The 25,904-nt window shown below is 43.9% G+C and carries 26 protein-coding genes; 18 read left to right on the top strand and 8 right to left on the bottom strand.

Annotated features, from left to right (window positions below; genetic code table 11):
- Window position 1 precedes the first annotated feature (1 nt).
- Window positions 2-640 carry an orotate phosphoribosyltransferase gene (gene pyrE, locus PY091_RS13260; protein WP_275650143.1) on the top strand — a complete coding sequence of 213 codons (639 nt, stop codon included), beginning with the start codon at window positions 2-4 and terminating at the stop codon, window positions 638-640.
- A gap of 9 nt (window positions 641-649) precedes the next feature.
- Entirely contained in the window at window positions 650-1,048 is a 399-nt protein-coding gene (locus PY091_RS13255) for an SRPBCC family protein (RefSeq protein WP_275650142.1), read from the top strand.
- On the opposite strand, the gene PY091_RS13250 is transcribed toward PY091_RS13255, so the two are convergent.
- A complete protein-coding gene (locus PY091_RS13250) occupies window positions 1,042-1,785 on the bottom strand; it encodes a biotin--[acetyl-CoA-carboxylase] ligase (protein ID WP_275650141.1) in 744 nt (247 codons plus the stop codon). The two genes, PY091_RS13255 and PY091_RS13250, sit on opposite strands and share 7 nt — an antisense overlap.
- An 82-nt stretch (window positions 1,786-1,867) precedes the next feature.
- Here PY091_RS13250 and rsfS point away from each other — a divergent pair, with 82 nt between their 5' ends.
- The 6 genes from rsfS (at window position 1,868) to PY091_RS13220 (ending at window position 6,600) form a co-directional block, all read left to right on the top strand.
- Window positions 1,868-2,245 (top strand): ribosome silencing factor, encoded by a 378-nt coding sequence (gene rsfS / locus PY091_RS13245; RefSeq protein ID WP_275650140.1) that lies wholly within the window; start codon window positions 1,868-1,870, stop codon window positions 2,243-2,245.
- Between the two features lie 6 nt (window positions 2,246-2,251).
- Window positions 2,252-4,201 (top strand): ATP-dependent zinc metalloprotease FtsH, encoded by a 1,950-nt coding sequence (gene ftsH, locus PY091_RS13240; protein ID WP_275650139.1) that lies wholly within the window; start codon window positions 2,252-2,254, stop codon window positions 4,199-4,201.
- Between the two features lie 71 nt (window positions 4,202-4,272).
- On the top strand, window positions 4,273-4,881 hold the full coding sequence (locus PY091_RS13235) for an LUD domain-containing protein (RefSeq protein WP_275650138.1): 609 nt from the start codon (window positions 4,273-4,275) through the stop codon (window positions 4,879-4,881).
- 4 nt (window positions 4,882-4,885) lie between these two features.
- Window positions 4,886-5,689, top strand: a complete 804-nt coding sequence (locus PY091_RS13230) for a phosphatidate cytidylyltransferase (protein ID WP_275650137.1) — start codon at window positions 4,886-4,888, stop codon at window positions 5,687-5,689.
- Complete coding sequence (locus PY091_RS13225; protein ID WP_275650136.1) at window positions 5,679-6,344, top strand: phosphatidylserine decarboxylase family protein; 666 nt, start codon at window positions 5,679-5,681, stop codon at window positions 6,342-6,344. Before PY091_RS13230 ends, PY091_RS13225 begins: the two co-directional genes overlap by 11 nt.
- Window positions 6,337-6,600 carry an acyl-CoA-binding protein gene (locus PY091_RS13220; RefSeq protein WP_275650135.1) on the top strand — a complete coding sequence of 88 codons (264 nt, stop codon included), beginning with the start codon at window positions 6,337-6,339 and terminating at the stop codon, window positions 6,598-6,600. Before PY091_RS13225 ends, PY091_RS13220 begins: the two co-directional genes overlap by 8 nt.
- Here the strand turns inward: PY091_RS13220 and PY091_RS13215 are convergent.
- From PY091_RS13215 to PY091_RS13195, 5 genes are all read right to left on the bottom strand, one after another.
- Window positions 6,597-7,865: a sterol desaturase family protein gene (locus PY091_RS13215; protein WP_275650134.1), complete on the bottom strand. Its 1,269-nt coding sequence runs from the start codon at window positions 7,863-7,865 to the stop codon at window positions 6,597-6,599. The two genes, PY091_RS13220 and PY091_RS13215, sit on opposite strands and share 4 nt — an antisense overlap.
- A gap of 55 nt (window positions 7,866-7,920) precedes the next feature.
- Window positions 7,921-8,748 carry a sugar phosphate nucleotidyltransferase gene (locus PY091_RS13210; protein ID WP_275650133.1) on the bottom strand — a complete coding sequence of 276 codons (828 nt, stop codon included), beginning with the start codon at window positions 8,746-8,748 and terminating at the stop codon, window positions 7,921-7,923.
- 5 nt (window positions 8,749-8,753) lie between these two features.
- Window positions 8,754-9,806 carry a GHMP family kinase ATP-binding protein gene (locus tag PY091_RS13205; RefSeq protein ID WP_275650132.1) on the bottom strand — a complete coding sequence of 351 codons (1,053 nt, stop codon included), beginning with the start codon at window positions 9,804-9,806 and terminating at the stop codon, window positions 8,754-8,756.
- 13 nt (window positions 9,807-9,819) lie between these two features.
- The gene (locus PY091_RS13200; protein ID WP_275650131.1) at window positions 9,820-11,208 is read right to left on the bottom strand and encodes a Gfo/Idh/MocA family protein; all 1,389 of its coding nucleotides are present in this window, start codon (window positions 11,206-11,208) and stop codon (window positions 9,820-9,822) included.
- A 105-nt stretch (window positions 11,209-11,313) separates the two neighbouring features.
- Entirely contained in the window at window positions 11,314-13,938 is a 2,625-nt protein-coding gene (locus tag PY091_RS13195; protein ID WP_275650130.1) for a valine--tRNA ligase, read from the bottom strand.
- Window positions 13,939-14,136: 198 nt separating this feature from the next.
- On the opposite strand from PY091_RS13195, the gene PY091_RS13190 reads away from it, so the two are divergent.
- Window positions 14,137-14,523, top strand: a complete 387-nt coding sequence (locus PY091_RS13190; RefSeq protein WP_417957236.1) for a DUF1573 domain-containing protein — start codon at window positions 14,137-14,139, stop codon at window positions 14,521-14,523.
- A 58-nt stretch (window positions 14,524-14,581) separates the two neighbouring features.
- On the opposite strand, the gene PY091_RS13185 is transcribed toward PY091_RS13190, so the two are convergent.
- A complete protein-coding gene (locus tag PY091_RS13185; RefSeq protein WP_275650129.1) occupies window positions 14,582-15,883 on the bottom strand; it encodes an aspartyl protease family protein in 1,302 nt (433 codons plus the stop codon).
- Between the two features lie 189 nt (window positions 15,884-16,072).
- On the opposite strand from PY091_RS13185, the gene PY091_RS13180 reads away from it, so the two are divergent.
- From PY091_RS13180 to PY091_RS13140, 9 genes are all read left to right on the top strand, one after another.
- Window positions 16,073-17,266 carry a pyridoxal phosphate-dependent aminotransferase gene (locus PY091_RS13180; RefSeq protein WP_275650128.1) on the top strand — a complete coding sequence of 398 codons (1,194 nt, stop codon included), beginning with the start codon at window positions 16,073-16,075 and terminating at the stop codon, window positions 17,264-17,266.
- Window positions 17,263-18,279, top strand: a complete 1,017-nt coding sequence (murB, locus tag PY091_RS13175; RefSeq protein WP_275650127.1) for a UDP-N-acetylmuramate dehydrogenase — start codon at window positions 17,263-17,265, stop codon at window positions 18,277-18,279. The genes PY091_RS13180 and murB overlap by 4 nt, the downstream gene beginning before the upstream one ends.
- 200 nt (window positions 18,280-18,479) lie before the next feature.
- Window positions 18,480-19,046: an RNA polymerase sigma factor gene (locus PY091_RS13170; RefSeq protein ID WP_275650126.1), complete on the top strand. Its 567-nt coding sequence runs from the start codon at window positions 18,480-18,482 to the stop codon at window positions 19,044-19,046.
- Window positions 19,043-19,801 carry an anti-sigma factor gene (locus PY091_RS13165; protein ID WP_275650125.1) on the top strand — a complete coding sequence of 253 codons (759 nt, stop codon included), beginning with the start codon at window positions 19,043-19,045 and terminating at the stop codon, window positions 19,799-19,801. The genes PY091_RS13170 and PY091_RS13165 overlap by 4 nt, the downstream gene beginning before the upstream one ends.
- A gap of 74 nt (window positions 19,802-19,875) precedes the next feature.
- Window positions 19,876-20,085, top strand: a complete 210-nt coding sequence (locus tag PY091_RS13160; protein WP_275650124.1) for a membrane or secreted protein — start codon at window positions 19,876-19,878, stop codon at window positions 20,083-20,085.
- A gap of 30 nt (window positions 20,086-20,115) precedes the next feature.
- Window positions 20,116-20,685: an RNA polymerase sigma factor gene (locus PY091_RS13155; protein ID WP_275650123.1), complete on the top strand. Its 570-nt coding sequence runs from the start codon at window positions 20,116-20,118 to the stop codon at window positions 20,683-20,685.
- Window positions 20,686-20,736: 51 nt separating this feature from the next.
- On the top strand, window positions 20,737-21,612 hold the full coding sequence (gene lipA, locus PY091_RS13150) for a lipoyl synthase (protein WP_275650122.1): 876 nt from the start codon (window positions 20,737-20,739) through the stop codon (window positions 21,610-21,612).
- A 23-nt stretch (window positions 21,613-21,635) separates the two neighbouring features.
- Window positions 21,636-22,646 (top strand): type I glyceraldehyde-3-phosphate dehydrogenase, encoded by a 1,011-nt coding sequence (gap, locus tag PY091_RS13145; protein ID WP_275650121.1) that lies wholly within the window; start codon window positions 21,636-21,638, stop codon window positions 22,644-22,646.
- Window positions 22,647-22,693: 47 nt separating this feature from the next.
- Complete coding sequence (locus tag PY091_RS13140; protein WP_275650120.1) at window positions 22,694-24,865, top strand: tetratricopeptide repeat-containing hybrid sensor histidine kinase/response regulator; 2,172 nt, start codon at window positions 22,694-22,696, stop codon at window positions 24,863-24,865.
- Here the strand turns inward: PY091_RS13140 and lpxK are convergent.
- Window positions 24,862-25,860 (bottom strand): tetraacyldisaccharide 4'-kinase, encoded by a 999-nt coding sequence (gene lpxK, locus PY091_RS13135; RefSeq protein WP_275650119.1) that lies wholly within the window; start codon window positions 25,858-25,860, stop codon window positions 24,862-24,864. The genes PY091_RS13140 and lpxK overlap by 4 nt on opposite strands.
- Between the last annotated feature and the right edge of the window lie 44 nt (window positions 25,861-25,904).

Below are 25,904 nucleotides of genomic sequence, written 5' to 3'. Positions count from 1 at the left end.
AATGGTTTTAGATAAGCAAATCGCAAAAAAAACAGCTGAGCTGTTATTACAAATTAATGCAATTAAGTTGGAACCTGAAAATCCTTTTACATGGGCCTCAGGTTGGAAATCCCCTATTTATTGTGACAATAGGATAATGCTCTCCTACCCCATGGTCAGGAATTTTGTCCGAGAGGAGATCGCGAAACAGGTCGAGAACCTTTACGGCAAGCCAGATGTTATCGCCGGGGTGGCCACCGGGGCCATAGGAATTGGCATCTTGGTCGCTGAGGCATTGGGACTCCCCTTTGTTTACGTAAGGCCCAAACCAAAAGAGCACGGCAGGCAAAACCAGATCGAGGGATATTTTGAACCGGGACAAAGTGTCGTGGTGATCGAAGACTTGATCAGTACGGGCAATAGCAGCCTTAATGCGGTTCAGGCATTAAAGGAGCAAAATGCCGACATCAAGGGCATGATCGCAATCTTTACCTACGGCTTTCCAGTTTCCACCGAGAATTTTGCAAAAGAAGGCGTGGAACTCCACACGCTGTCCGATTATGAAAATCTAATCGAACAGGCATCGGAAACCAATTACATCAAAGAAAACCAATTACAGACCCTATTGGAGTGGAGATCGAATCCACAAGAATGGAACTAAAATTTCACCATGCACATAGAATCATCAAAAAAAACGGTTGCCAAAAGCAACAAAGAGGTATTTGAATTCTTGACCGACATCAAAAATTTTGAAACCTTGATGCCAGACAATATTGACAAATTCGAAGTATTGGACGAGAATACGTTCAAGTTTGCATTGAAGGGCATGCCGGAAATAGTGCTCAGATTAAAAGAACAGAATCCCCATGATAAGGTGGTTCTAGGCGCCGCCAGCGACAAACTTCCTTTTACCCTAACCGCGGACATCAAGTCGTTGGGTGAAAATGAAAGCGAGGTAGGATTGAGTTTCGAGGGGCAGTTCAATGCCATGATGGCCATGATGATCAAGGCACCTATCACCAACTTTATAGGAACGTTGTCCAATAACATGGACAAAATAGGTCAATAGAGCAGGCTGACCTCTTTTAGGTCGAACTCCTTTAAGATGTGATCCTCCAATTCAATGACCAGTTTGCCAATGGGCGATATCTTTCTGATATACCCCATGAACATCTCCCCATGGACATCGGTAAAGGTGGAAGGCTTGTCCTTTCTAAAAAGGAGTTTTTCGTAAACGGGCAATAATTGGGAAACCGTTTTGGCCTCTATCCCCTCTAAATGGAACCGTAACCGCTGCAAGAGGTTTTGCAGCAATTCATCCAGATCATATTGGGCACCGGTGACCAATTTCAAGGAAGAAACTTTTTCTAGCCCGATAAAATCGGTTTGGTTCACATTGAGCCCAATACCTATAACGGTCTGACCCACCCAAGGTCCCTTCAGGACATTTTCGATCAAAATTCCACAGACTTTCTTGGAACCTGACATTATGTCGTTGGGCCATTTAATGCTGACATCGGGAACGGAGAGTCCCTCCAACACCTCATGAACCGCCAAGGAGACCGCGATATTAAGTGCAAACTGATGGGACACACTCAAGGCCTCAAAACGCCTCAAGACACTGAACGTAAGGTTTTTGCCAGCATCCGATTGCCAAACAGTGCCCATTTGTCCCCGGCCTTTGGTCTGATTCCCGGTGACCACTACGGTATAATCCGAGGGATTTCCCGAACGCAACAATTCTTTCAAAAACAGATTTGTTGAATCCGTGGCATCAAGTTTGAGTATCTGAAATTGTTTTCCCAATATGACAAGCCTTTACGATTTGTTAAAAACTAGGGCTAAGAAAACAAAAAAAACATAACTTTGTAAAAACTAAACTTTTTGAATGCAGAAAAAGAAAGCTAGCGCAGATGAATTGATTGCCTTAATCCTGGAAGGAATAGAAGACGTTAAAGGAGTTGATATAAATCTACTGGACCTTAGGGAAATCGAAAATACAGTTTGCGACTACTTTATCATCTGCAACGGTACTTCCAACACACATGTAAACGCTATTGTTTCCTCTATCCAAAAAAAGGTAAGCAAAGCCATACAAGACAAGCCATGGCATGTCGAGGGCTCTGAAAATGCCGAATGGGTACTGATGGATTATGTCAATGTTGTAGTTCATGTATTTCAAAAACATATTAGGGAATTCTATGACATTGAGGGACTTTGGGGAGATGCCAAGGTTACTATGGTGGAAAGCAGTTACAATTCTTAAGAAAAAATGGCAAAAGAAAACAATCCAAATAATGCTCCAAAAAAGCCACGTTTAAGTTCGTGGTGGATATATGGTGTGGTAATCGCATTGATCATCGGCTTTCAGTTTTTTGGCGGAAGCAGTTTTTCAAGTACGGAAAAGACCACAACATCCGAATTACAGGAATTTTTGCGCAATGGCGATATCTCCAAGATCGTCATCATAACCAATACGCGCCAAGCCAAGGTATATCTTACCGAGGAGGCCATGAACAAGGACGTCCACAAGGGTGTGGCCGAAAAACCCTTGTTCCCGTCCACTAGCTTGGTACCACAATATGTATTGGACTATGGCGACCTGCAGATTTTCCAAAATGAAATAACGGAAATCAAAAAAGAGAACAATCTCGACACCATAGTGGAATTCGATACCGAATCCAACGTGCTCGGTGAAATATTCCTGACCTTACTGCCTTTTGCATTGATTATCGGTATATGGATATACTTGATGCGCAGAATGTCGGGAGGGGCCGGAGGTGGAGCCGGTGGCCAGATTTTCAACATTGGAAAATCCAAGGCAAAACTTTTTGACGAAAAAACGGATACCCGTACATCTTTTAAGGATGTAGCAGGACTCGAAGGAGCCAAAGAAGAGGTTCAGGAAATCGTGGAATTCCTAAAAAACCCCGACAAGTACACTTCACTTGGTGGTAAGATACCCAAAGGAGCGCTGTTGGTAGGACCTCCAGGAACCGGTAAGACCCTGTTGGCGAAGGCCGTGGCAGGAGAAGCAAAAGTGCCATTCTTCTCGCTATCCGGTTCTGACTTCGTTGAGATGTTCGTAGGTGTGGGGGCCTCCAGGGTACGTGATTTGTTCAAACAAGCGAAGGACAAATCCCCAGCTATCATATTTATTGATGAAATCGACGCCATTGGACGTGCAAGGGGCAAGAATAACTTTACAGGTTCCAATGATGAGCGTGAAAATACATTGAACCAGTTATTGACCGAAATGGATGGTTTCGGAACCAACACCAACGTAATTGTGTTGGCAGCGACCAACCGTGCCGATGTACTGGACAAAGCATTGATGCGTGCTGGACGTTTTGACCGTCAAATTTATGTTGACCTTCCCGACCTGAACGAAAGAAAAGAAATATTCGAAGTACACCTTCGTCCCATAAAAACAGCTGAAACCCTTGACTTGGACTTTTTGGCCAAGCAAACACCAGGTTTCTCCGGTGCGGATATTGCCAATGTTTGTAATGAAGCAGCACTTATTGCCGCCCGTAAAGAGAAAAAGGCGGTAACCAAGCAGGATTTCTTGGATGCCGTAGATAGAATTGTTGGTGGTCTTGAGAAGAAAAATAAAATCATCACTCCGGATGAAAAGAAAACCATAGCCTTCCACGAAGCGGGACACGCTACTGTAAGTTGGATGTTGGAGCATGCCGCGCCTTTGGTAAAAGTTACCATTGTACCTCGTGGACAATCCTTGGGAGCAGCTTGGTACTTGCCGGAGGAACGTTTGATCGTTCGCCCTGAACAAATGTTGGACGAAATGTGTGCAACTATGGGTGGAAGGGCCGCAGAAAAAGTAATGTTCGGAAAAATTTCCACAGGTGCATTGAGCGATTTGGAAAAAGTAACCAAACAGGCCCGTGCCATGGTTACCATCTACGGACTTAACGATGAACTTGGTAACATTACCTATTATGATTCATCCGGTCAGAACGAGTATGGATTCACCAAGCCCTACAGTGAGGAAACGGCACAAAAAATCGATCAGGAAATATCCAAAATGATCGAAGAACAATACCAACGTGCCATTAAACTGCTGGAAGACAACAAGGACAAGCTGACTGAACTAGCTGAAAGACTTTTGGACAAAGAGGTGATCTTCAAGGACGATCTTGAGAAGATTTTTGGTCAAAGACCTTTTGAGAAAGAAGAGGAGAAACTCGAGCCAGCAGAATAAAATCGTTTAGCAAAGTCTAATCAAAAGAAGTATATTGGTTCATTAGAAAGCGAAAGAACACAAAACCATAAATGGGAGTTTTTAAAAAACTTTTCGGAGGAGGAAAAAAGGTTTCCAAAGAAACCACGGAAACCCGCGGTGACCATATGCCCGATCTAAAAATTCCCGTAGATGAAAAATTTACCATCTACTTTAAAAAGAATGGTGGAAAGTTCATTTACTGCGAAGACTTTGCAGAAGTTTCCGAGGCCTTAAAGAACATTATTTCGGAAAACGATTGGCAAAACCACCTTTTCTATTCATTGGACCCACGTCTGGAAACAAAGTTTGCATCTGAAAAACTACAGTTCACCGACAAGAGAAGTGAAAGCAACATTTTCTTCACCACCTGTGAGCATCTGGTGGCACACAATGGATCTATTTTGGTATGTTCCAATCAGATCAAAGAAAAAAAGTTGGACGAGCTTCCTTCCAATCTGGTCGTTTTCGCAACCACCAGCCAATTAGTGGATTCCATAAGTGAAGCGCTCAAGATCATAAAAGAGCGATATCAAAAAAACATTCCCAACAACATTACCACCTTAAAGCATTTCCAACCTACCGCAGAAAACAAAGATGACTTTCTTTCTTACGGAAGTGCCTCAAAAAATGTATATCTTTTACTCCTAGAAGATTTCTAAATACATGAGAGAAATTTTAAGACGCTCCATTACAGGGGTGATTTATGTGGTACTTCTATTGGGTGCGGTATTTCTGAGTTCAGATGCCTTCGACTTTTTGTTCATGGCCTTTGGCCTTGGCTGTCTATATGAATTTAAACGTATCCTAAGGCTAAAGGGCTACCATATCTTTGTCGCCTATTTGGCTCTTTGGTGGATATTCATCTATCTCACCAACGATAGTACCATTATCAACCTGCTCATGCTCTGCACCATAACTGTGGACCTGGCCCTGTTGATGTTCCTCTTTTCCAAAAAACCCAGAAATTTCACCAACCTTCAAAAGTTCCTTATAGGACTATTTTACATTGGTGGCGGATGCATTTTTTTGACCATGATCCCTTATAAGCATGACAGCTTTGCCCAATTTTTGATCATGGGAATCTTTATTTTGATTTGGGTCAACGACACTTTTGCTTACTTAACGGGCAGAACTTTGGGGCGTACTAAGCTTTTTCCTTCAGTTTCACCAAAAAAAACCATTGAAGGTTCTGTTGGAGGTCTTATTTTTGCATTGGTAGCCGCTTACTTTTTATCGTGGTACGAAACACGGCTTTCGGTAACGGAGTGGATGGCAATGGCATGTTTAATAGTGGTCGCAGGTAGTTTGGGCGATCTTTTGGAATCCAAGTTCAAGCGAATGGCCGGCGTAAAGGATAGCGGAGCTATACTGCCCGGACACGGTGGAATTTGGGACCGATTGGACAGTTTGGTCTTTGCTGCACCTTTTGCATATTTGATTTTAAATATTTTCTCCTATGTTTCATAAAGAGGGTCAAAAGATTATTATAGTCACCTTTTTTAGTGTGGTCGCCGCTGTATTGGCCGCTCAATACCTTATTGATCTGGAATGGGTGCGCCTTTCCGTCCAGATCGCTGCACTGGCAATCCTAATTGCCATCCTGCAGTTTTTCAGGAACCCGAAAAGGCTTGTCACCCCGAATTTTGACGATATATTGGCTCCTGTAGACGGCAAGGTAGTGGTGATCGAAGAAGTCGAGGAGCCCGAATACTTTAAGGACAAGAGAAAACAGGTTTCCATTTTTATGTCTCCCACCAATGTACATGTTACCCGTTACCCGGCAAGCGGGACGGTGACCTATTCCAAATATCATCCCGGTAAATACCTGGTGGCATGGCATCCCAAATCCAGTACGGAAAACGAACGGACAACGATAATTCTTCATACACCCAAATTTGGGGAAATCGGATACAGGCAAATTGCTGGCGCCATGGCTCGAAGGATAGTGAATTATGCCGAGGAGGGCGAACAAGTGGCACAGGGCGAAGATGCCGGTTTCATAAAGTTCGGTTCACGAGTGGACCTCTTGTTACCGCTCGATTGCAATATTACCGTAAAGCTAAATCAAAAAGTAGTGGGAGCCCGTACATGTATCGCTTCCTTAAGACCGTTGGATGATTAACGAGGAACTACATAAAAGGTTCAATGAGGCCGTTAAATTTGTAAATGACTACACGGACCCCCTACCGGCGGACCTATTGCTGAAGTTGTACGCCTATTTTAAGATCGCCAACAAAAACTTTGAAAATCCGGGCAGCAGGACACCGCTCATTAATGCATTCAAAGCCAATGCACTTTTTCAGGCAAAAAGAATCAGTGTTGAGGAAGCCATGGAAAATTATGTGGAATTAGTGGAGAAAGAGCTAAAAACGCTTTAGGAGACCAAATCTTGTGTTGCAAAGGACTTCTCGAAATATGTAAAGTAGATTCCACCAAAAATGGTAATCAAAAAATAGACGGCCACCAGATAACTGCCCATATACAGGAACGAATCCATACCGAACCAATCTCCGCTCAGATAGATCAGGACCAGGCCACCCACTCCCCGGACCACTTCTATCCAAACTGCATAGTTCTTTCGATCCATCAATGTTGTATACCCATAGATGCCAACAAAAATAAAAGCCCCGAACAACAGAAGGCCATCAAAACCAATATCGGAATAACTATAAAACATGAACAGCATCAAGAAAGTGGTAACGATAAGTTGGAACAGAGCATAACCCTTTAGGGATTGCGAAGCCTCTGGACGGTATTTCCTGAAATTATATACGTTCTGTATTATGGCAATGGGGTATTTTTCCTGTACGTCCTTTGGACGCCAACCAGTGGGCATGAACCATATTCTGATCTTGTCCCAATAACTTTTGGTCCGCCAAGCATCCTGCACCAATCTCCATAAATGTTGAAAATTAATAATGATGGGGTTCCATGTATTTGCGGGTTTCAATACCCCATATTGCGGTGGCACCGAATCCAGCTCCTCCTGGAAGGTTCCGAACATCCTGTCCCAAACGCAAAAAATCTGCCCGAGATTTTTATCTATATACTCCCGGTTTATGGCATGGTGTACCCGGTGCTGTGATGGTGTAACGATCACATACTCCAAAAAACCCATTTTTCCGATATGCTGCGTATGGTACCAAAATTGCGCAAATAGGTGTATGGGTGCCAATATGGCTATTACCTGGTTGGGCACACCCAACAATGCCGCGGGAACCAATAAAAGTGCATAATAACCCAGCAAATTGGATATGGGCTGACGTAGTGCACAGGCCAGATTAAATTCCTCACTGCTATGATGGATGACATGCTGGTTCCAAAAAAAATTGATGTGATGGCTCAGCCTATGGTTCCAATAACCTGCAAAATCCAAGGCGATAAAGGCCACGACCCATACCAGCCAGGTTGCTTTGATCTCCACCAGGGCCAAATGTTCCAACAAAAAAGGGTAACTCACCAAAATAAGCACCAGCCCCAAAGAATCCTTCACCACATTGGTAAGACCGGAGCTAAGACTGCTCACGGTATCCATGAGATTGTGTTTTTGGTCTTTCACAAATCGGCCATAAAGAATCTCGATCAACACAAGGCCGATAAAAAAAGGTGTAGCATATAACAATGCCGTTGCATACGATTCCATATCAAGAAAAATTAAACTTTTGCTCGATGCAAGAATGGGATTATATGCCTATAAGTTACTCTAAATTTTTAAATAACTGAATATCATTTGCATCGGTTAGATCTGGAATATGCTCGGAACGGGGCATACAAAGAACACTTTGTGATTCTTCAGCCACTAAATTGGCTACGGCTTTGGGCAATTCCTTTTCATCCCGCTGCGGATCAAGAGGACAATTTTTTAAATAGGGATAGATTTCCTCTCCGGAAAAGCTAAAGATGTTCATGCTCACCCGCAACTCACCCAACGCATCTTTGTATTTGGGAACATCCTCCACATTGGGTTTCTCTATAATTTCTTTCAAAAAACCATCCGAGGAAATATCCATTACGGCGAACTTGGAGATGCGTTCCTCAGAATATTCAAAACCTGAACTACCATAACTGATCAACGCATGGGGAGCCTTTCTTTCTTTCCTTAAATCCATTAAGGCCCCGACAGAATAAAGATTGTCACCGTTGCAGACCGTGAAGGTGGTCCGCTTCAATACAGGGTACTGATCTAGGCATTGTTGGAGCGCATCGGCAGTTCCCAATGGCTTTGTTCTTCCCTTGGGCACCGATTGCACGGCCAAAAACACTTCCAATCCGGCTGGAAGGACATCTTGATCGATCAATTGTTGGAAGGCACCGTTATCCGGACTTGTGATCAGGAACAACTTGTTGTATCCAGCCTCCACGGCATTAAGGACCAAATAATACAAAAACGGCCTCCCCTGCTTTCCGACCGGAATCAAACTTTTGTGCGGTATGTTGCGCATAACCTGTTCGTCCCGCTCCTTCAAACTTCTCTTCATTCGTGACGATGCACCACCTACCATGATGATCAGACTGTTATTTTCCATTGCAATCAACTTGTTAATTCTACGGCATAGACCGCTTTGGCACCTTTGTTCAAAAATGCCTGTCTCACGTTTTCCTCGCTATCTTCTGTGACCATGGCCACCATGCACCCTCCACCACCGGAACCAATGATCTTTGTGCCCATGGCGCCTGCTTCTAGTGCAGCATTCATCATCCCTATCATTTCCAAAGGAGTGTTCTTGATTTCATTTTGAAGAATAAGCTGATGCCGGTTCATTAAATCCCCTAAGATTTTACTATTGGGATTCGGATTCAACAGTTCCTTTTTTGCCTCCAGCGTGATATGGTAATTATAAATGGTCGCATACCAATAGCCTTGAAGTTCCTTGGGGACGAATTCTAGATATTTTTCATAATCTTCCAAAGTGGCAGCTTCCAATTCAAACTCCGGATGCACAGCTTTGACCGCATCAACACCTTTTTGCGCATAAACCCTGGCATTTTTCAGCACTTCCAAGGTCTTTTTTGGCACTCCCGACTCCGCTACCAACAATCTCCCCATATGGGCATGGAGCCTAGTACTCTCGCCACTTTGGGTATCTATGTAAAGTAGCCCCCTCTGTGCAATCGTATACTGATCCATTAAACCACCGGGTTGATTAAAGAACAATACTTCGGCCTCATAGGCCCATCTTCCGATTTGTTCGTCATTAAACTCATTGGATCTACCCTGCGTTTCCACTAAAAACCGAATCCAGGCAACCACTAGTGCAGAAGAACTGGAGAGTCCAGCATTCACGGGAATGTTTCCGGAAATATCAATAGTATATCCTTGGGAAAATGTAAAACCTTCCTTTTTCAGCACGGCCATCACAGATCTAAAATAATCATCAGGTTCAATCGAGGTCAAAACATCAGCAAGCGCAATGGAAGTTTCCTCATCAAGGTCCAATAACTGTAAAATGAATCTATCCTGCGAATTCGGGGTGGCCCTTAAGTGAATAAAGCGGTCAATAGTCCCTGCAATAACAGGTAATCCCAAATAATCCTGATGGTCCCCGTAGAAACAGATTCGGGCGGGCACTTTAATTTCTATCATATTTCGAGTCTGCTTAACTTATGATCCGCAAGGGTTCGGTTTCCTGCCAATTGCCTCGGGTAAAATCAGGGAAAGGCTGTGGGGCACCTCCACTGGCCACAGAACGTTCACTCAAGGGAGATACTGAGCTCCATAGGCAGCCTTCATATACATTTTGATCCATAGGCAACCCTTGTTGCAGACATTCCACAATGCGATATACCATGATTCCATCCATACCTCCATGCCCACTGCCTTTGGCAGCCTCGTTCAATCGCTTATAAAGAGGATGGTCATATTTCTCGTACAATTTTTCCAGCTGTTCTCCTTGGACCCATGAATGATGGTCCTCGGTCAACCCTTCTACCCCGCCTTCCAAGGCAACACGCGTAGGGAACCCTGCCAAAATTCCTTTGGTCCCCTGTACCAAATTCAGTCTAGAATAAGGCCTTGGACTGGTTTCGTCCCATTGTACCATAATGGTTTTTCCAAAGTGGGTTTTAATGATGGAGGTATTCAAATCTCCTCCTTTAAATTCCAGCTCGTTCCATTTATGGTCTGCCGGATAGTTTTTCTCCGCATAGAGGGCCCTGCCCCTTGCCGGTGTGGAAAAGGACACCAAACTACCAAAGGTATCATCTTGTCTTGCCAAGTTCATATACTGTGCAACCGGTCCCAGACCATGGGTCGGATATAAGTTTCCGTTACGGTTGGCATAATGATGGGTGCGCCACGAACCGGTACCCCGCTCCTGCTCTTCCATTTGCCAGCGCAGTTCATGAATATAGGCTGCCTCACCATGTAAAATTTCCCCGATCAGACCTTGTCTGCACATATTAAGGAACATCAATTCGTCGCGGCTGTAGTTGACATTTTCCAACATCATGCAATGCCTTTGTGTTCGCTCACTGGCATCCACAATATCCCACATATCCTGGATGGTGGTGGCTATGGGCACCTCAACGAAAGCATGCGCACCATGTTCCATCGCCCCAATGGCCATTGGGGCATGATTGGCCCAGTTGGTGGCAATAAATACCACATCGGGCCTTACTTCTTCGAGCATGGTCCGCCATGTATCTTCATCTCCCCAATATTGGGCAATGTTTTTATGCCTATTTTCTCCAGCGGCATCTTTTACCCATTGCGTCTTTTCTTTGACCAAATCCTCGTATAGATCGCAAATGGCAACGACTTCTGTTCCTTCCAATGCGGCAAAAAACTTGGCATGTGTTCCGCCCCGGGCCCCTACCCCGATAAATGCGGCCCTTACTTTTTCCAGCTTAGGAGCGGTAAATCCCCCCATATAGGTTGAAGAAAATGGCCTTTCGGAATTGGCTCTTAAATAGCTTGGGACTATCGAGACTGCAGCTGCGGTCAAGGAAGTTTTTTGGATAAAACTTCTTCTATCGAGGTTTTTCATTTGTCTTGAAGTAATTGGTTATTCTACGTTCCAAAGTATGAAAAATAAAAAGAAAAGGGAAGCACGCTTCCCCTTTCAATTTCAATCCGTAATATATGTTTTTGACTATTTCAAACTAGCCAAACTCTTTTCCAAGGTTTCAATCTTGGCCTCTGCATCAGCTGCCTTTTTTCGCTCCATGGCCACCACTTGTTCCGGCGCATTGTTCACAAAGCGGTCGTTGCTCAATTTCTTTTCAACGGACCTTAAAAATCCTTTGGTATAGTCAAGTTCCTCGGTAATCTTGGCAATCTCTGCTTCGACATCGATGGCCCCGCTAATTGGAATAAAATATTCATTGCTCTTTACCCTAAAGGTAAGGGCTCCATCCAAGCTTGCTTCTACCATATCCATTTTGGAAAGGTTCCCCAATTTTTGGATTATGGGATCCATTTGGGAACCTACGTTTTCGGCATTTAGAATAAATAGTTCCAATGCATCCTTTTGCGGAATGTTCTTCTCCTTTCTAATGGTTCTTATCCCTGAAATCACATCTGCGGCAAATGCAAAATCCGAAATCAAGGCCGAGTCAACATCCTTGGCCTTGGGCCATTGGGAAACTATCAAGGCTTCCTCCGGGGTCCGTTCGGCGATGTGCTGCCAAACTTCTTCGGTTAAGAACGGCATAAACGGGTGCAATAATTTCAAATTTTCCTCAAATAGGCCCAATACCTCATCATATGTCTTTTGGTCTATGGGCTTTTGATACTCCGGTTTCACGATCTCCAACAACCAAGAGCAGAAATCGTCCCAAACCAATTTATAGATGGCCATCAAGGCATCGGAAATACGGTATTTGGAGAAATGGTCCTCGATTTCCACCAAGGTCTGATCGAACTTGGCCCTGTACCACTCGATTCCTTTTTGTGCGGCTTCGGGTTGCGGAATATCGGCCACTTCCCAGCCTTTTACCAATCGGAAGGCGTTCCATATCTTATTGGCAAAGTTGGCACCTTGCTGACAAAGGGCCTCATCGAACATAATATCGTTCCCAGCGGATGAACTTAACAATAGTCCAACACGTACGCCATCGGCACCAAAATCCCTGATCAATTTTAAGGCATCCGGGGAGTTCCCGAGTTGCTTGGACATTTTTCGTCGCTGTTTGTCGCGAACCAGTCCAGTAAAATATACATTTTCAAAAGGTCGCTTACCTCGATATTCGTAGCCTGACATGATCATGCGCGCCACCCAGAAAAATATGATGTCGGGTGCCGTGACCAAATCACTGGTTGGATAGTAATAGTTGACCTCTTCATTATCCGGGTCCAAAATCCCACCGAACACACTTATGGGCCACAACCATGAGGAAAACCATGTATCCAGAACATCTGCATCCTGGCGAAGGTCCGATGCCTGTATATTTGGGTTTTTGGCCTTTGCCAATTCCAGAGCTTCCTCCGGGGTTTCGGCCACCACGTAGTCTTCTTGACCATCGCCATAATAATAGGCAGGAATCTGTTGTCCCCACCACAACTGGCGTGAGATGTTCCAATCCCTGATTCCCTCCATCCAATGGCGGTATATATTTTCAAACTTTTTGGGATAGAACTTGATGTCGTTCGTTTCAAGGACACCTTCAAGGGCCGGTTTGGCCAAATCCTCCATTTTCAGGAACCACTGATCTGACAACCTTGGTTCTATAACGGCCTTGGTCCGTTCCGAAGTACCGACCTTGTTGAGATGCTGCTCCGTTTTTACCAAGAATCCCTTTTCTTCGAGCTCTTTTGCAATTTCTTTGCGCACCACAAAACGGTCCTTCCCTTCATAGTGAAGCCCAAAGGAATTCATGGTCGCATCATCATTGAAAATATCGATGACCTCAAGGTCGTGCTTTTCACCAAGATTTTTATCATTCTCATCATGGGCCGGTGTAACTTTAAGGCACCCGGTCCCAAATTCAACGTCCACGTATTCGTCCTCAATGATCGGTATCACCCTATCGCATATAGGCACAATGGCCTTTTTGCCCCTCAAATGATGGTATCTTTCATCATTTGGATTGATACAAATGGCAGTATCTCCCAAAATGGTCTCGGGGCGTGTAGTGGCAATGGTCACTTTTTCATCGGAACCCTCGATGGCATAAGACAAATAATACAGGTTACCTTGTCTTTCCTCATAGATTACCTCTTCATCCGAAAGTGTTGTTTTGGCTTCGGGGTCCCAATTGACCATTCGATACCCTCTGTATATCAACCCTTTGTTATATAAATCAACAAACACCTTGATTACCGAGGCCGACATATCCTCGTCCATCGTAAACTTGGTCCTGTCCCAATCACAGGAGCAACCAAGCTTTTTAAGCTGCTGCAGAATAACACCTCCATATTCATTGGTCCAATCCCAAGCATGCTTTAAGAATTCATCCCTCGACAACTTGGATTTATCGATGCCCTCGCTTTTAAGCTTGGCAACCACCTTGGCCTCGGTAGCAATGGACGCATGGTCCATTCCTGGCACCCAGCAAGCATTTTTCCCCAACAATCGAGCCCTACGGATTAGCACATCCTGTATGGTATTGTTTAGCATGTGCCCCATGTGGAGCACCCCGGTTACGTTGGGTGGAGGGATTACGATGGTATACGGCTCCCTGTCATCCGGTGTGGAACTAAAATAATCATGCTCCGACCAGTAGGCATACCAGTGCTCTTCTACCCTTTTTGGGTCATATTTTGATGGAATTTCCATTTTTCGGTACAGTTTTTGTTTAATAGAACTGTGATTGGTTTTTTTGAAGGGAAAGCTAAATGTTAATTTTACGCCATTCTTCCGATAAGGGCCAATCCAGAAATACGAAACAAAAATAAGTAACGTTATTCTATAACAAAAGAATTTTGGATGCAGGTATCAAAACATCTACATTTGAAGTTCACCCAAAAACCAAAAATGATGAAAAAAACTGTACTCATGCTGTTTGTAGGGCTTTTATCCTTAGGGATGTATGCTCAAGAAACTGCTAAAATCGAATTTAAGAGCGAGACCATTGATTATGGGGAAATTGAAAGAGGTAGCGATGGTGTGCGTGTATTTGAATTCACCAATACAGGTGATGCACCTTTGGTAATCAGCAATGTAAGATCTAGCTGTGGCTGTACCATCCCTAAAAAACCTGAAGAACCCATTATGCCCGGTAAAACTGGTAAAATCGAGGTAAAATACGATACGAACAGGGTTGGCCCTATTAGAAAGGCCATCACTGTGACCTCCAACGCGGACACACCTACAAAGGTTTTAAAAATAAAAGGTACCGTTAAGAGTCCAGGAGCAAAATAAGCAAAAGGAAAATTATATTATTGGACCCCGGGACCATTTGGTATCGGGGTCTTTTTTTTTAATCATCGTCAAATACTTTTTTCAGCACGAAGGTGAACAATAGGTCACGGTTGTACCTCTCTATCAAAACCTTGATGCGCTTGCCCTCTCTTTCGTTGAGCATTTTAAGTATTTCCTGAAGTTTGTATTTATGAATTCGTTTACCATTTACAGCAAGGATCACATCTCCTTCCTTAAGCCCAGCTTCTTCCGCAGGGCTTCCAGCTCTAATCCCGGATACGACAATTTCGGGCACAAGGCTTAGCCTTGTTTTATTTTCCAATAATATTTGAACATTGCCAAAGCTGTCCCCGTTATCACCTTTTACAATACCGTTCACATCGGCTATACTCTCGGCAATGTAACGAAGTCCGTTATGTTGTAGATCTATTCCCGCCAAATTGTACTGAAACGGATCATTGAAGTTTCCATTCTTCTTCAAAGTGACCAGTCCTCGACCATAATCGAATACCATATTGAACCTTTTGAGCACTTCCCCGCCCAAGCTTCCGTTTCGATCTCCAAGACTGTCCATGCCCTGGAAAAATTCGCGGTAGGGAAAGGCCACTTTGGCTTCGTCCAGTTTAAAATCACCGATACGGACCCCATTTATTTTACTGCGTTTGCCGAATATGTCACCGCTCAGTCCCCTTCCCAAATGATCCTCGTAGTTCTTTTCCGGAACTTCCAGGCCCTTTTTAGGTTCCGGGAACAGCCAAAGTGCATCGCTACTTCCCGTGTCCACCAATAATTTGACCGGGATATTCGCAGTATCCCTCATGAGGACGGTTCCCTCCACATAGGCCTTTCGCTTTTCGACGATCAATGGAAGGGTCTGTTCCTTTTTCCGGTCCCTGTATCTGTAATGTTTAGGATTGTGCAATTTTATGCGTTTTGCCGCATAATTCACTTCGACAATAAAATCCCTGAACAGATCGTAACCCATGATTCCATGGACAGGAATCCCCAAAGATGTCGAGAAGTTAATGCCCCTGTCCAGAACTACATAAAGATCCTGGGAATAATTCTTGGCCATACCCAATTTAAAGGCATTCCCTTTGGAACTAAGCGCCTTCATAGGCTCACCGCCACCAAGTCCGCGAATAGTGACCTCGGACACATTGTTGATAGGAATGGAATCGGACTCCGATAAGTTAAAAAGAATGGGTTTGCTCACCCCAGAGTCCAAAATAAAGGTCAGTTCCGTACCATTGATCTCCACCGGAATTATGATAAGGTTGTTGATCAGCTCGAATTTTATTTTTTGGAATTTTTCCCCTTCAGGCAATCGATATCCTTGCCCAAAAGCGAAATCGGACATAATTAACAGAAACGCAAAAAAGACAATAATTTTCCTCAACATACTTAATCTCAACTGGTCATACTTATTAAATATACAAATTAAGCGTCATACATGCTTGAAGTTTAACATTTTGATAAGCCAGTAATTATTCCCGAAAGTTGTTGTTTTCGATAGTTGGTTTTCTCATTTTTGCCAAAACTTTAGCTCATGCCAAGTATTTCCAACAAGGGGACTCAGATGCCAGCTTCCCCGATACGTAAATTGGTTCCTTTTGCGGAAGCCGCCAAAAAGCGAGGTGTACATGTCATCCACTTAAACATTGGGCAACCCGACATCAAGACGCCAAAGGTGGCGTTGGACGCTGTACGCAACCATAATATCGAAGTGCTGGAGTACAGCATGACGCAGGGGTCGGAGGAATACCGCACCAAAATAGCAGCTTATTATGCGAAGCGGGATATTGATGTAGCGGCAGACGAAATCATTGTGACCACCGGAGGATCGGAAGCCCTTTCCTTTGCGATGGGCACTATTATGGACAACGATGATGAAATCATTATCCCCGAACCTTTCTATGCCAATTACAATGGTTTTGCAACCGCTGCCGGTGTAAAGGTAAAACCGATCGCCTCCTCCATAGAAAACAATTTTGCGTTGCCCCCAATATCCAAGTTCGAGGAACTCATTACCCCTAAAACAAAGGCCATACTTATCTGTAATCCCGGTAACCCTACGGGATACCTTTATAGTAAGGAAGAAATTCGGCAATTGGCAGATTTGGTCAAAAAACACAACCTTTTCCTAGTAGCGGACGAAGTCTACAGGGAGTTCACCTATGATGGTCGGAAACATTATTCCATCTTACAGGAAAAAGGTCTGGAGGAACATGCCATCGTAGTGGATTCGGTATCCAAAAGGTATAGCATGTGCGGAGCGCGTATCGGATGCCTTATCTCAAAAAACAAAGAGGTCATCGGTACTGCCATGAAGTTTGCCCAAGCACGCCTATCCCCTCCCACATTTGCACAGATAGCAAGTGAGGCCGCCCTGGACACGCCACAGTCCTATTTTGATGATGTAATCAAGGAATATGTTTCGAGAAGGGACCTGCTGATAACGGAACTCAACAAGTTGCCAGGTGTAAAGGTTGCCGTCCCACAGGGTGCATTTTATTGCGTTGCGGAACTCCCTATTGAAGATGCAGACCACTTTGCCCAATGGTTACTGGAAAGTTTTGAACTCAACGGCAATACGGTGATGGTCGCCCCTGCAGCAGGTTTTTACGCCAGTCCTGGATTGGGAAAAAATCAGATAAGAATTGCCTATGTGCTCGAAAAAGAGCAACTTGTGAAGGCCGTGCAGATTTTGGGCAAGGCCTTAACCGAGTATAAGAACAAGTGAACATCCAGGAAAACATATCCTTAAAAAGTTACAATACCTTTGGTATTGATGTCAAAGCAAGGTTTTTTGTGGAAATCACCGGTCTGGTCCAGCTACAAAAGGTTTTGGAACTCAAGGCATATCCCAAAAAATTTATCATCAGTGGTGGCAGCAATATGTTGCTGACCAAGGATATAGACGCCCTAGTGATCCACATAAAGCTAAAAGGCATCTCGATCGTTGAGGAAAACGAGAATTTTGTAGAGGTCAAGGCAATGGCCGGGGAAAATTGGCACGAACTTGTCCTTTGGAGCCTTAAGCATGGTTTCGGGGGACTGGAAAACCTCTCCTTGATACCGGGGAATGTTGGGACGGCCCCTATCCAGAACATTGGCGCCTATGGAGTGGAGCTCAAAGATATATTTGTGAGCTGTGCCGCCATGGATGTACAAACAGGGGAATTGGAAGGTTTCAACCGTGAGGACTGTAAATTTGGTTATCGCGATTCCATCTTTAAGAATGAGGCCAAGGACAAGTATATTATCACATCCGTGGTCTTAAAACTCACCAAAAAGGACCATGTCCTGCACACAGGTTACGGTTCCATCGAAATGGAACTGAAAAATAAGGGAATCGTGCACCCCACGATCAAGGATGTCTCCGATGCCGTCATCGCCATACGCAGGAGCAAACTTCCCGATCCAAAGGAGATAGGGAACAGTGGCAGCTTTTTTAAGAATCCCGTAATCCCCAAAAAAACCTTCGAAAAGTTTATAAAAAAGAACCCAAGCGCCCCTTATTATGAAATGGAAGAGAACCAGTTTAAAATACCGGCAGGATGGCTCATAGAACAATGTGGGCTAAAAGGCAAACGTTTTGGGGATGCAGGTGTACATGACAAACAGGCCCTTGTTTTGGTGAATCACGGTAACGCCACTGGCAAGGAAATTCTTTATCTGGCCAAAAAAATACAGGAAGAAGTGCTCAAAAACTTCAAAATCAAGATTCAACCGGAGGTCAATATAATAAAATAACCCCCGCATTGAAGACAATAACGAGGGTTATACCAAACCAAACTAACCAAATTTATCTATGTTGTCAGGGCTTGACACCCTTTATTTCTTTATCGATGGACAGTAGCAAAATGCTTTTTCTGTCTTAGCTTTGTTTTATATACGAGATAAATCCTATTTTAGATTTTGTCCCTGAAAAAAAATTACCAAAAGCACCTTAAATGAGCACTTTGATCGAGCGACATATTGTATCACTCCTTGCGGAAAAAGACGACAAGGCCATCTCCTTACTATATGAAAATTACGGGGATACGCTCTTTGGTGTTGCTTTCAAAGTGGTCAAGGACGAGGATTTGGCACAGGATGTACTGCAAGAAAGTTTTATTAAAATCTGGAAAAAAGCAGATACTTACGACCCATCGAAAGCCAAGCTTTTTACCTGGCTGTTCCGAATTACCAGGAACACGGCCATCGATAAATTACGAAGTGTCAACAATAAATCGGACAAAGAGATCCAAATCGACGTTTCAGACGTATATAATGTAGGAGTCAAGGGCATAAACCCGGAACATCTGGACATCCAAGAAAACTTGGACAAAATAGAAGACAAATACAGAATTGTTCTAGAGGCCCTGTTCTTTGAGGGAATGACGCAGCAGGAGGCAAGTGATGAATTGGACATTCCTTTGGGGACCATTAAGTCCAGATTAAAGATAGGGCTTAGGGAACTTGGAAAGATTTACGGTACAACCATGTCACTGCTCCTTTTATTAAACTTATTGTCATGAAAGAGAAAGTTAAAATATTTTTAGATTCCGACATTTTGGAAAAGTACCTTTTGGGAGACACCACCAAAGAAGAGACCCAAAAGGCGGAAAGGTATATCGCAATGTACCCTGAGGTCAGGGAGACCTACGATATCCTCCAAAAAAACCTGGAGACCTTTGCCAATATGTACGCAAGAAAGACCCCTGAAGGCCTAAGGGAAATTATAATGGCTAGCGCCAAAAAGGAGACAATGGTCAGTAAGCGATTCATGCGCTACGCTGTCGCTGCCAGCGTTGCCATTATGATCTTTGCAGGTTCCTCCCTGTTCTTCTGGAACCAGAACAAATCCCTTCAAGAGGAAAACACCATGGTCACCAACCAGATCAAGTATCTGGAAAACAACATGAAGGACCAATTGGCCGACATGAGGAACCAGTTCATTGTACTGAACAATCCCGCCACTAAAAAGTATCAGGTCAAAGGAGAGCGCGAAGGCAGGGAACTTAAGGCCATTGCCTATATCAATCCGGTCAAAAAGCTCTCGTACATCAATGTAAGCAATGTTCCCGAGCTTCCAGAGGACAAATGTTTCCAGATGTGGGCAGAGGTCAATGGTGAATTGGTCAATTTGGGCGTCATCAAGAACTTTGACGAGAAAGACAAGCTTCTTGCACTGCCCTATGCCGATAATGCCGTAGGTTACATTACCATTGAGCCTAAAGGTGGAAACAACACCCCTTCCGTTGACAATATTGTGGCCAACATCAAGTATTAGGCCCGACTTTAAAGAAACCTTAAACAACCCCTCCTTTACCAAGGTATTTTGTACCTTTGTACAAAAGTTGGAATATGAAGTTAGCATTAGTGACCATTGGATTATTGGCCCTGGCATTCGCGGGAATAGCCATAAAAATCTGGGCAAAAAAGAACGGTGAGTTTGCAGGAACATGTGCAAGCCAAAGCCCTTTTTTGAACAAGGAAGGTGAAGCTTGTGGTTTTTGCGGGAAACTTCCCGAGGAACAGGACTGCAAAAAGGATACGGTCACAAACACCCAATAACAGAAAATACTTTTAGGAAAGACTCATTTTTTGGATAAAACCGACACTTCCATCAAGGAAATTATACGAAGGGCAAAGGAAGGAAACCAAATTGCCTTTAGTACACTTTTGGATACTTTTTGGAACGATGTATATGGTTTTCAGGTTCTTCGTACCAAAAATGAGAACGATGCCGAGGATATTACGATCAGGACATTCTCCAGAGCTTTCGATAAAATAGATACTTATGACGAAAATTACGAGTTCAAGACGTGGTTGATCACCATTTCCAAAAATCTACATGTGGACCTGCTCCGCAAGCGCAAAAGAAGTCTATTGAACGAAATGGAGTCGCGGGGAGATGAAGTAAAGCGAGTGTTGGACGAAACACCGACCGTGGAGGACCGTTTGATCACGGAACAAAATCTTGCCCACCTGCTCCGTGACATCAAAAAATTGAAGCCTCATTACCAAAAGGTAATCAACCTCCGCTACTTTCAAGAATTGAGCTATGCGGACATCGCAAAAGAGCTCAACGAACCGGTGAACAATGTTAAGGTCAAACTACTTCGGGCCAAAAAGCTTTTGGCGGAAATCATCAAAAAAAGCGATACCAGATAAGGTTCCATCTTTCTTTCGCAGTTTCGTATCTTTGTACCTCAAATTCATTCTATGAGCACAAGCGTAGCAGAAAATGTTCATCCTCCAAAAGGAAAGCCGAAATGGTTAAGGGTAAAACTCCCAACGGGTAAAAAATATACCCAGCTCAGAGGCTTGGTGGATAAATATGACCTTAATACCATTTGCACTTCTGGGAGCTGTCCCAATATGGGAGAATGTTGGGGAGAAGGTACAGCTACATTTATGATCTTGGGTAATATTTGTACCCGTTCCTGTGGATTCTGCGGGGTAAAAACCGGACGTCCCGAATCCGTGGATTGGGCCGAACCAGAAAAAGTGGCCCGCTCCATAAAAATCATGAACATAAAACATGCGGTACTTACATCGGTAGACCGTGATGACTTAAAGGATATGGGATCCATAATCTGGGCGGAAACGGTGAAGGCCGTAAGACGCATGAACCCCGAAACAACCATGGAGACCCTAATTCCCGACTTCCAGGGCATATCCACCCATTTGGACAGGATCATCAAAGTTGCCCCCGAAGTAATATCCCATAATATGGAGACGGTGAAAAGGTTGACCAGGGAAGTACGTATCCAGGCAAAGTACGAGAGAAGTCTCGAAGTTCTGGACTATCTGAAGAAAAATGGCGCCAATAGGACCAAATCCGGCATTATGCTGGGGCTTGGAGAGGAAGAGGACGAGGTAATCGCCACCATGGAGGACCTAAGAAGGGCCGAGGTAGATGTAATCACCATAGGCCAGTATCTTCAGCCTTCGAAAAAACATCTTCCCGTAAAACAATTTATCTTACCGGAACAGTTTAAAAAATATGAGGAAATAGGTTTGGAAATGGGCTTTAGGCACGTCGAGAGCGGTGCATTGGTGAGGTCCTCCTACAAAGCGCACAAGCATATACACTAAGGCGGCCTACCCCCTTCACAAGCATGAAGAAGATTACAATTGGAATCAATGGCTTTGGCCGGATAGGCAGGACACTGTTCAGGCTCTTGCTCGACCATCCGAATATAGATGTAGTTGCCATCAACGATTTGGCCAATGCCGAAACCCTTTCACATTTGTTGAAGTATGATAGCATCCATGGGGTCCTAGATACCAATATATCCCATCAGAACAATCATATTCTTGTCAATGGCAACAAAATACCTGTTCTAAATCACCGGCACCCTAGCGAAATAGATTGGAAATCCAATGGTGTGGATATTGTTGTGGAATCCACAGGGAAATTCAAGACGAAGGAAGAACTGGAACTGCACCTGGAGAATGGGGCAAAAAAAGTAATCCTTTCGGTACCTCCCATGGACGATTCCATAAAAATGGTGGTCATGGGCGTTAACCATAATGTCCTACAAGCTGATGACCATATCATTTCCAACGCCTCCTGTACCACCAATAATGCCGCCCCAATGATCAAGGTCATCAAGGACCTATGTGGCATAGAACAGGCCTACATCACCACGGTTCACTCATATACCTCCGATCAGAGCCTCCACGATAGCCCGCACCGCGATTTAAGGAGATCCAGGGCCGCCGGACAGTCCATAATTCCCACGACCACTGGAGCAGCCAAGGCCTTGACCAGTATTTTCCCAGAACTCTCAGACGTAATCGGAGGATGTGGCATTCGAGTACCCGTACCCAACGGGTCCCTCACCGATATTACCTTTAATGTAAAAAAGGAAACTTCCATTGCAGAAATAAATGCTACCTTTAAGAGGCAATCGGAAAATGATCTAAAGGGTATATTGAACTATACCGAGGACCCAATAGTTTCTATCGACATAAACAATAGTTCTTTCTCTTGTACGTTTGATTCATTGATGACCTCAGTGATCGGTAAAATGGTTAAAATCATTGGGTGGTACGATAATGAAACTGGATATTGTTCCAGAATTATTGATTTAATAGCTTTGCTCATAAAGAAAAATTACGTTTGATCTTCAACCTGTTTGACAAAGGGATAGGCAAAAAGTTGCCACTTCTGATGTGCATTATATTATGCACACAGCTGTCCTTTGGCCAAAATGATGGTAACTCCACTACCGACGTCAAGAAAATTTTCGACCAATTTATGGAGTACCGCCACCAGAACAACGTGGACCAGGCCATGGAGACCTTGAACAAAGCTGCCAACATTGCCGAAAGCAATGAGGATACCAAACTTTTATTGGACACCTATCACCAATATTCCCGATTGTTCTTGGAAGAGGGAGATCGTGATACAGCAATGGATTATTGGAACATTGCCAGTCTTCTTCTAAAGGACACCTCCTATTCCTATGGACAGGCTTTCCACCTTTATTTGGAAGCAGCGATAAGATATGATGAAGGGAACAACTTCCAAGCCCTAAAACAGTTGGAAGAATCACGAAAACTCAGCAATAACAGGAATCTAACCAATAACATCCTTTTATTGGAGGCTAGCATCTACACCAATATTGAAAAGTATGATGACGCCATTAAAAACCTGCATGCCCTTATCGTTAACTCGGATGACAAGGAGCGTGCCTTCTTGGCCACTCGGGCAAACCTTCAATTGGCCGACATCAGTGTTAAGCTAGATGACCTGGAAGAAGGGGTAATCCATTCCAAAGCTGCTTTAGAACTGGCGCAAAAACATGGTTTTGCCAAAGAGATCAGAGAGGCCTTTGAGGCATTGGCCAAGATATACGAGGCCAATGAAAATTTTGAGCAATCCTTGTTTTATGCAAGGGGACTGGCCCAAATAAAAGATTCCATATTCAATCTACAGAAAGCAAGATTGGAAAGTGATACGGCAGAAAAGATCAGGTACGATCACTTAATGAACGAGATGAACAAACTCCAGGCAAAAAACGAGGAGTTGAGCGAGTCCAAAAACCGTTCGGAAATCACTGCCATCCTAACATCTGCCTTTTTGACCATTATTTCGCTTTTGGCCGTTTCCCTTTTCAGGAACAACCAGATCAAACTTAAGACCAACGACCTACTTTATACCAAAAATAAAGAATTGGAGTTGGCCAGGGACGCTGCGGTATCGGCCATGGAAGCAAAAACCAACTTCCTCTCTACCGTTACCCACGAGCTACGGACACCGCTTTACGCCGTGACGGGCCTTACCCATCTATTATTGGAGGAAAACCCGGCCGATCACCAAAAAGAACACTTGAAATCCTTAAAATTTTCTGGGGAATACCTTCTTAATTTCATCAATGATATTCTGCAGATAAATAAAATCGACGCGGACAAACTGGAACCGTTGAACATAGAGTTCAAATTGCACAAGGTGTTGGACGATGTCGTGGAATCCCTACAGCAAAATGCCCACGAAAAGAAGACGGAGCTAATATTGGATTACGACCCCACCATTCCCAAAAAACTCTTGGGTGACCCCATAAAGCTGTCCCAGATATTTATGAACCTTGTCGGAAATGCCCTGAAGTTCACCAAAAATGGTAAAGTGGAGGTCATTGCCAAAATGTTGAAAAAAGAGGAAGACTCCGCAAAATTATACTTTGAGGTAAGGGACAACGGAATCGGAATTTCAGAGGACCAACAAAAAAATATTTTCGAAAGCTTTGAACAGGGCTCTATACAGATCAACAGGGAATATGGTGGCACGGGCTTGGGCCTTACCATAGTTAAAAGTCTATTAGGGTTGTTCGGAAGCACGATCCATCTAGAGAGTGAATTGGGACAGGGAAGCTCCTTTTATTTTGAAATGGACATTGATTATGAGGCCAAGGAGGGTGAAGATATTTCGTTCGAGCTCAATCCGGAAGAATTCCAGTTCAAGGGGTTGCACGTACTTGTTGTTGAGGACAACAAGATCAATCAGGTGATCACCAAAAAAATGCTTACCAAAAAAGAGATCACCTGTGATATTGCCAATAATGGTAACGAAGCCATCGACTTGGCAAAGAACAACCGTTATGATGCCATCCTTATGGATATTCATATGCCAGGGATAAGTGGTGAGGAAGCCACAAGGCAGATACGTAAATTCGACCCCAATATTCCCATTATCGCATTAACGGCCATTTCTTTGGACGACAGCTTGGATAGTTTCTACGAAGCTGGCTGTAACGATGTGGTGACCAAACCCTTTAAACCAGAGGTGTTCTACCAAAAAATAGGAGAAAATATCTTTAGGCGCAAAATGGAAGGCTCGGTCTAGAGCACCCCTTGCACTTCACTTTGTAAAACAGCATGGTCTTCTTTGGAGAAGCTATGGGAAATTCCCAAAAAGTATAAATGTTCCACCCTTCCCTCCAAGCGAACAAAATCTTTTTCCGTGGTCAGGATCATATCATGGCCTTTAAACCGTTCTATGTCCTGCTGGGAAAAATGATGGTGATCCCCAAATTCATAATGTTTGAACCCAATCCCCTCTGTTTTCAAATACTGGACCAAGGGACCCGGAGATGCAATTCCAGTCACAAGTGCCAAATTTTTACCACGTAATTGGGATAACCCTATTTTTGTGTCGGCTCCATCAGAGACAAAATCCGAATATTTCAATGTAGCGAACAGCACTTGCTGATGGTTCTTGGGCCTGAGTTTTGCGACCACGGTATTTCTTTGCTCCTTCCCCAAACCTTTTGGACATTTGGTCACAATGATAAGATTCGCGCGTTTTGCCTCCTTTTTTGCGTCACGTAGACTTCCCGTTGGCAGATACCAATCATCTACATATAAATTTTGATAGGTGGTCAACAGGATAGAAAATGTAGGCGTAACCTTTCTATGTTGAAAGGCGTCATCCAAAACTATGACGTCAGGCCCCACCTGTTCCTCCAACCTTTCTATCCCATTTCGCCTGTCCGCATCGACTGCCACGGTAACCTCAGGAAACTTTTTATGGATTTGAAAGGGCTCATCACCGAGTTGAAGTACCGTACTATTACCATCGGCCATATAAAACCCTTTTGATGCTCTCTTGTACCCCCTACTTAAAACGGCCGTATTCCGTTGTTTCAGCAACCCAAGAAGGTACTCCGTCATGGGTGTTTTCCCCGTACCGCCAACGCTCAGGTTCCCAACACATATAGTGGGTGTGCCATAAGAATTGGACGAAAAAACACCGACATCGAACAAATAGTTCCTTATATGGACGACCAGTGCATAGACCAAAGAAAAAGGGAACGCTATTTTCCGTATGAGTTGAAGCATTGAACGAAAATATAATATTTTATCTTTAGCCCACTTAAGATTTT

The organism is Flagellimonas okinawensis, assembly GCF_029194005.1.
Lineage (GTDB): Bacteria > Bacteroidota > Bacteroidia > Flavobacteriales > Flavobacteriaceae > Flagellimonas > Flagellimonas okinawensis.
Note: the sequence above shows the minus strand (reverse complement) of the source record. Positions and strands in the feature narration are given on the sequence as shown.

Coding starts and splice junctions, on each gene's coding strand:
- lpxK (WP_275650119.1), bottom strand. CDS start 25,860: ATGCTTCAACTCATACGGAAAATAGCGTTCCCTTTTTCTTTGGTCTAT.
- PY091_RS13205 (WP_275650132.1), bottom strand. CDS start 9,806: ATGATAGAAATTAAAGTGCCCGCCCGAATCTGTTTCTACGGGGACCAT.
- rsfS (WP_275650140.1), top strand. CDS start 1,868: ATGCAGAAAAAGAAAGCTAGCGCAGATGAATTGATTGCCTTAATCCTG.
- gap (WP_275650121.1), top strand. CDS start 21,636: ATGAAGAAGATTACAATTGGAATCAATGGCTTTGGCCGGATAGGCAGG.
- PY091_RS13180 (WP_275650128.1), top strand. CDS start 16,073: ATGCCAAGTATTTCCAACAAGGGGACTCAGATGCCAGCTTCCCCGATA.
- PY091_RS13220 (WP_275650135.1), top strand. CDS start 6,337: ATGATTAACGAGGAACTACATAAAAGGTTCAATGAGGCCGTTAAATTT.
- PY091_RS13210 (WP_275650133.1), bottom strand. CDS start 8,748: ATGGAAAATAACAGTCTGATCATCATGGTAGGTGGTGCATCGTCACGA.
- PY091_RS13185 (WP_275650129.1), bottom strand. CDS start 15,883: ATGTCCGATTTCGCTTTTGGGCAAGGATATCGATTGCCTGAAGGGGAA.
- PY091_RS13140 (WP_275650120.1), top strand. CDS start 22,694: ATGTGCATTATATTATGCACACAGCTGTCCTTTGGCCAAAATGATGGT.
- PY091_RS13200 (WP_275650131.1), bottom strand. CDS start 11,208: ATGAAAAACCTCGATAGAAGAAGTTTTATCCAAAAAACTTCCTTGACC.
- PY091_RS13235 (WP_275650138.1), top strand. CDS start 4,273: ATGGGAGTTTTTAAAAAACTTTTCGGAGGAGGAAAAAAGGTTTCCAAA.
- PY091_RS13195 (WP_275650130.1), bottom strand. CDS start 13,938: ATGGAAATTCCATCAAAATATGACCCAAAAAGGGTAGAAGAGCACTGG.
- PY091_RS13165 (WP_275650125.1), top strand. CDS start 19,043: ATGAAAGAGAAAGTTAAAATATTTTTAGATTCCGACATTTTGGAAAAG.
- PY091_RS13225 (WP_275650136.1), top strand. CDS start 5,679: ATGTTTCATAAAGAGGGTCAAAAGATTATTATAGTCACCTTTTTTAGT.
- PY091_RS13170 (WP_275650126.1), top strand. CDS start 18,480: ATGAGCACTTTGATCGAGCGACATATTGTATCACTCCTTGCGGAAAAA.
- lipA (WP_275650122.1), top strand. CDS start 20,737: ATGAGCACAAGCGTAGCAGAAAATGTTCATCCTCCAAAAGGAAAGCCG.
- PY091_RS13160 (WP_275650124.1), top strand. CDS start 19,876: ATGAAGTTAGCATTAGTGACCATTGGATTATTGGCCCTGGCATTCGCG.
- pyrE (WP_275650143.1), top strand. CDS start 2: ATGGTTTTAGATAAGCAAATCGCAAAAAAAACAGCTGAGCTGTTATTA.
- ftsH (WP_275650139.1), top strand. CDS start 2,252: ATGGCAAAAGAAAACAATCCAAATAATGCTCCAAAAAAGCCACGTTTA.
- PY091_RS13255 (WP_275650142.1), top strand. CDS start 650: ATGCACATAGAATCATCAAAAAAAACGGTTGCCAAAAGCAACAAAGAG.
- PY091_RS13230 (WP_275650137.1), top strand. CDS start 4,886: ATGAGAGAAATTTTAAGACGCTCCATTACAGGGGTGATTTATGTGGTA.
- PY091_RS13215 (WP_275650134.1), bottom strand. CDS start 7,865: ATGGAATCGTATGCAACGGCATTGTTATATGCTACACCTTTTTTTATC.
- PY091_RS13190 (WP_417957236.1), top strand. CDS start 14,137: ATGATGAAAAAAACTGTACTCATGCTGTTTGTAGGGCTTTTATCCTTA.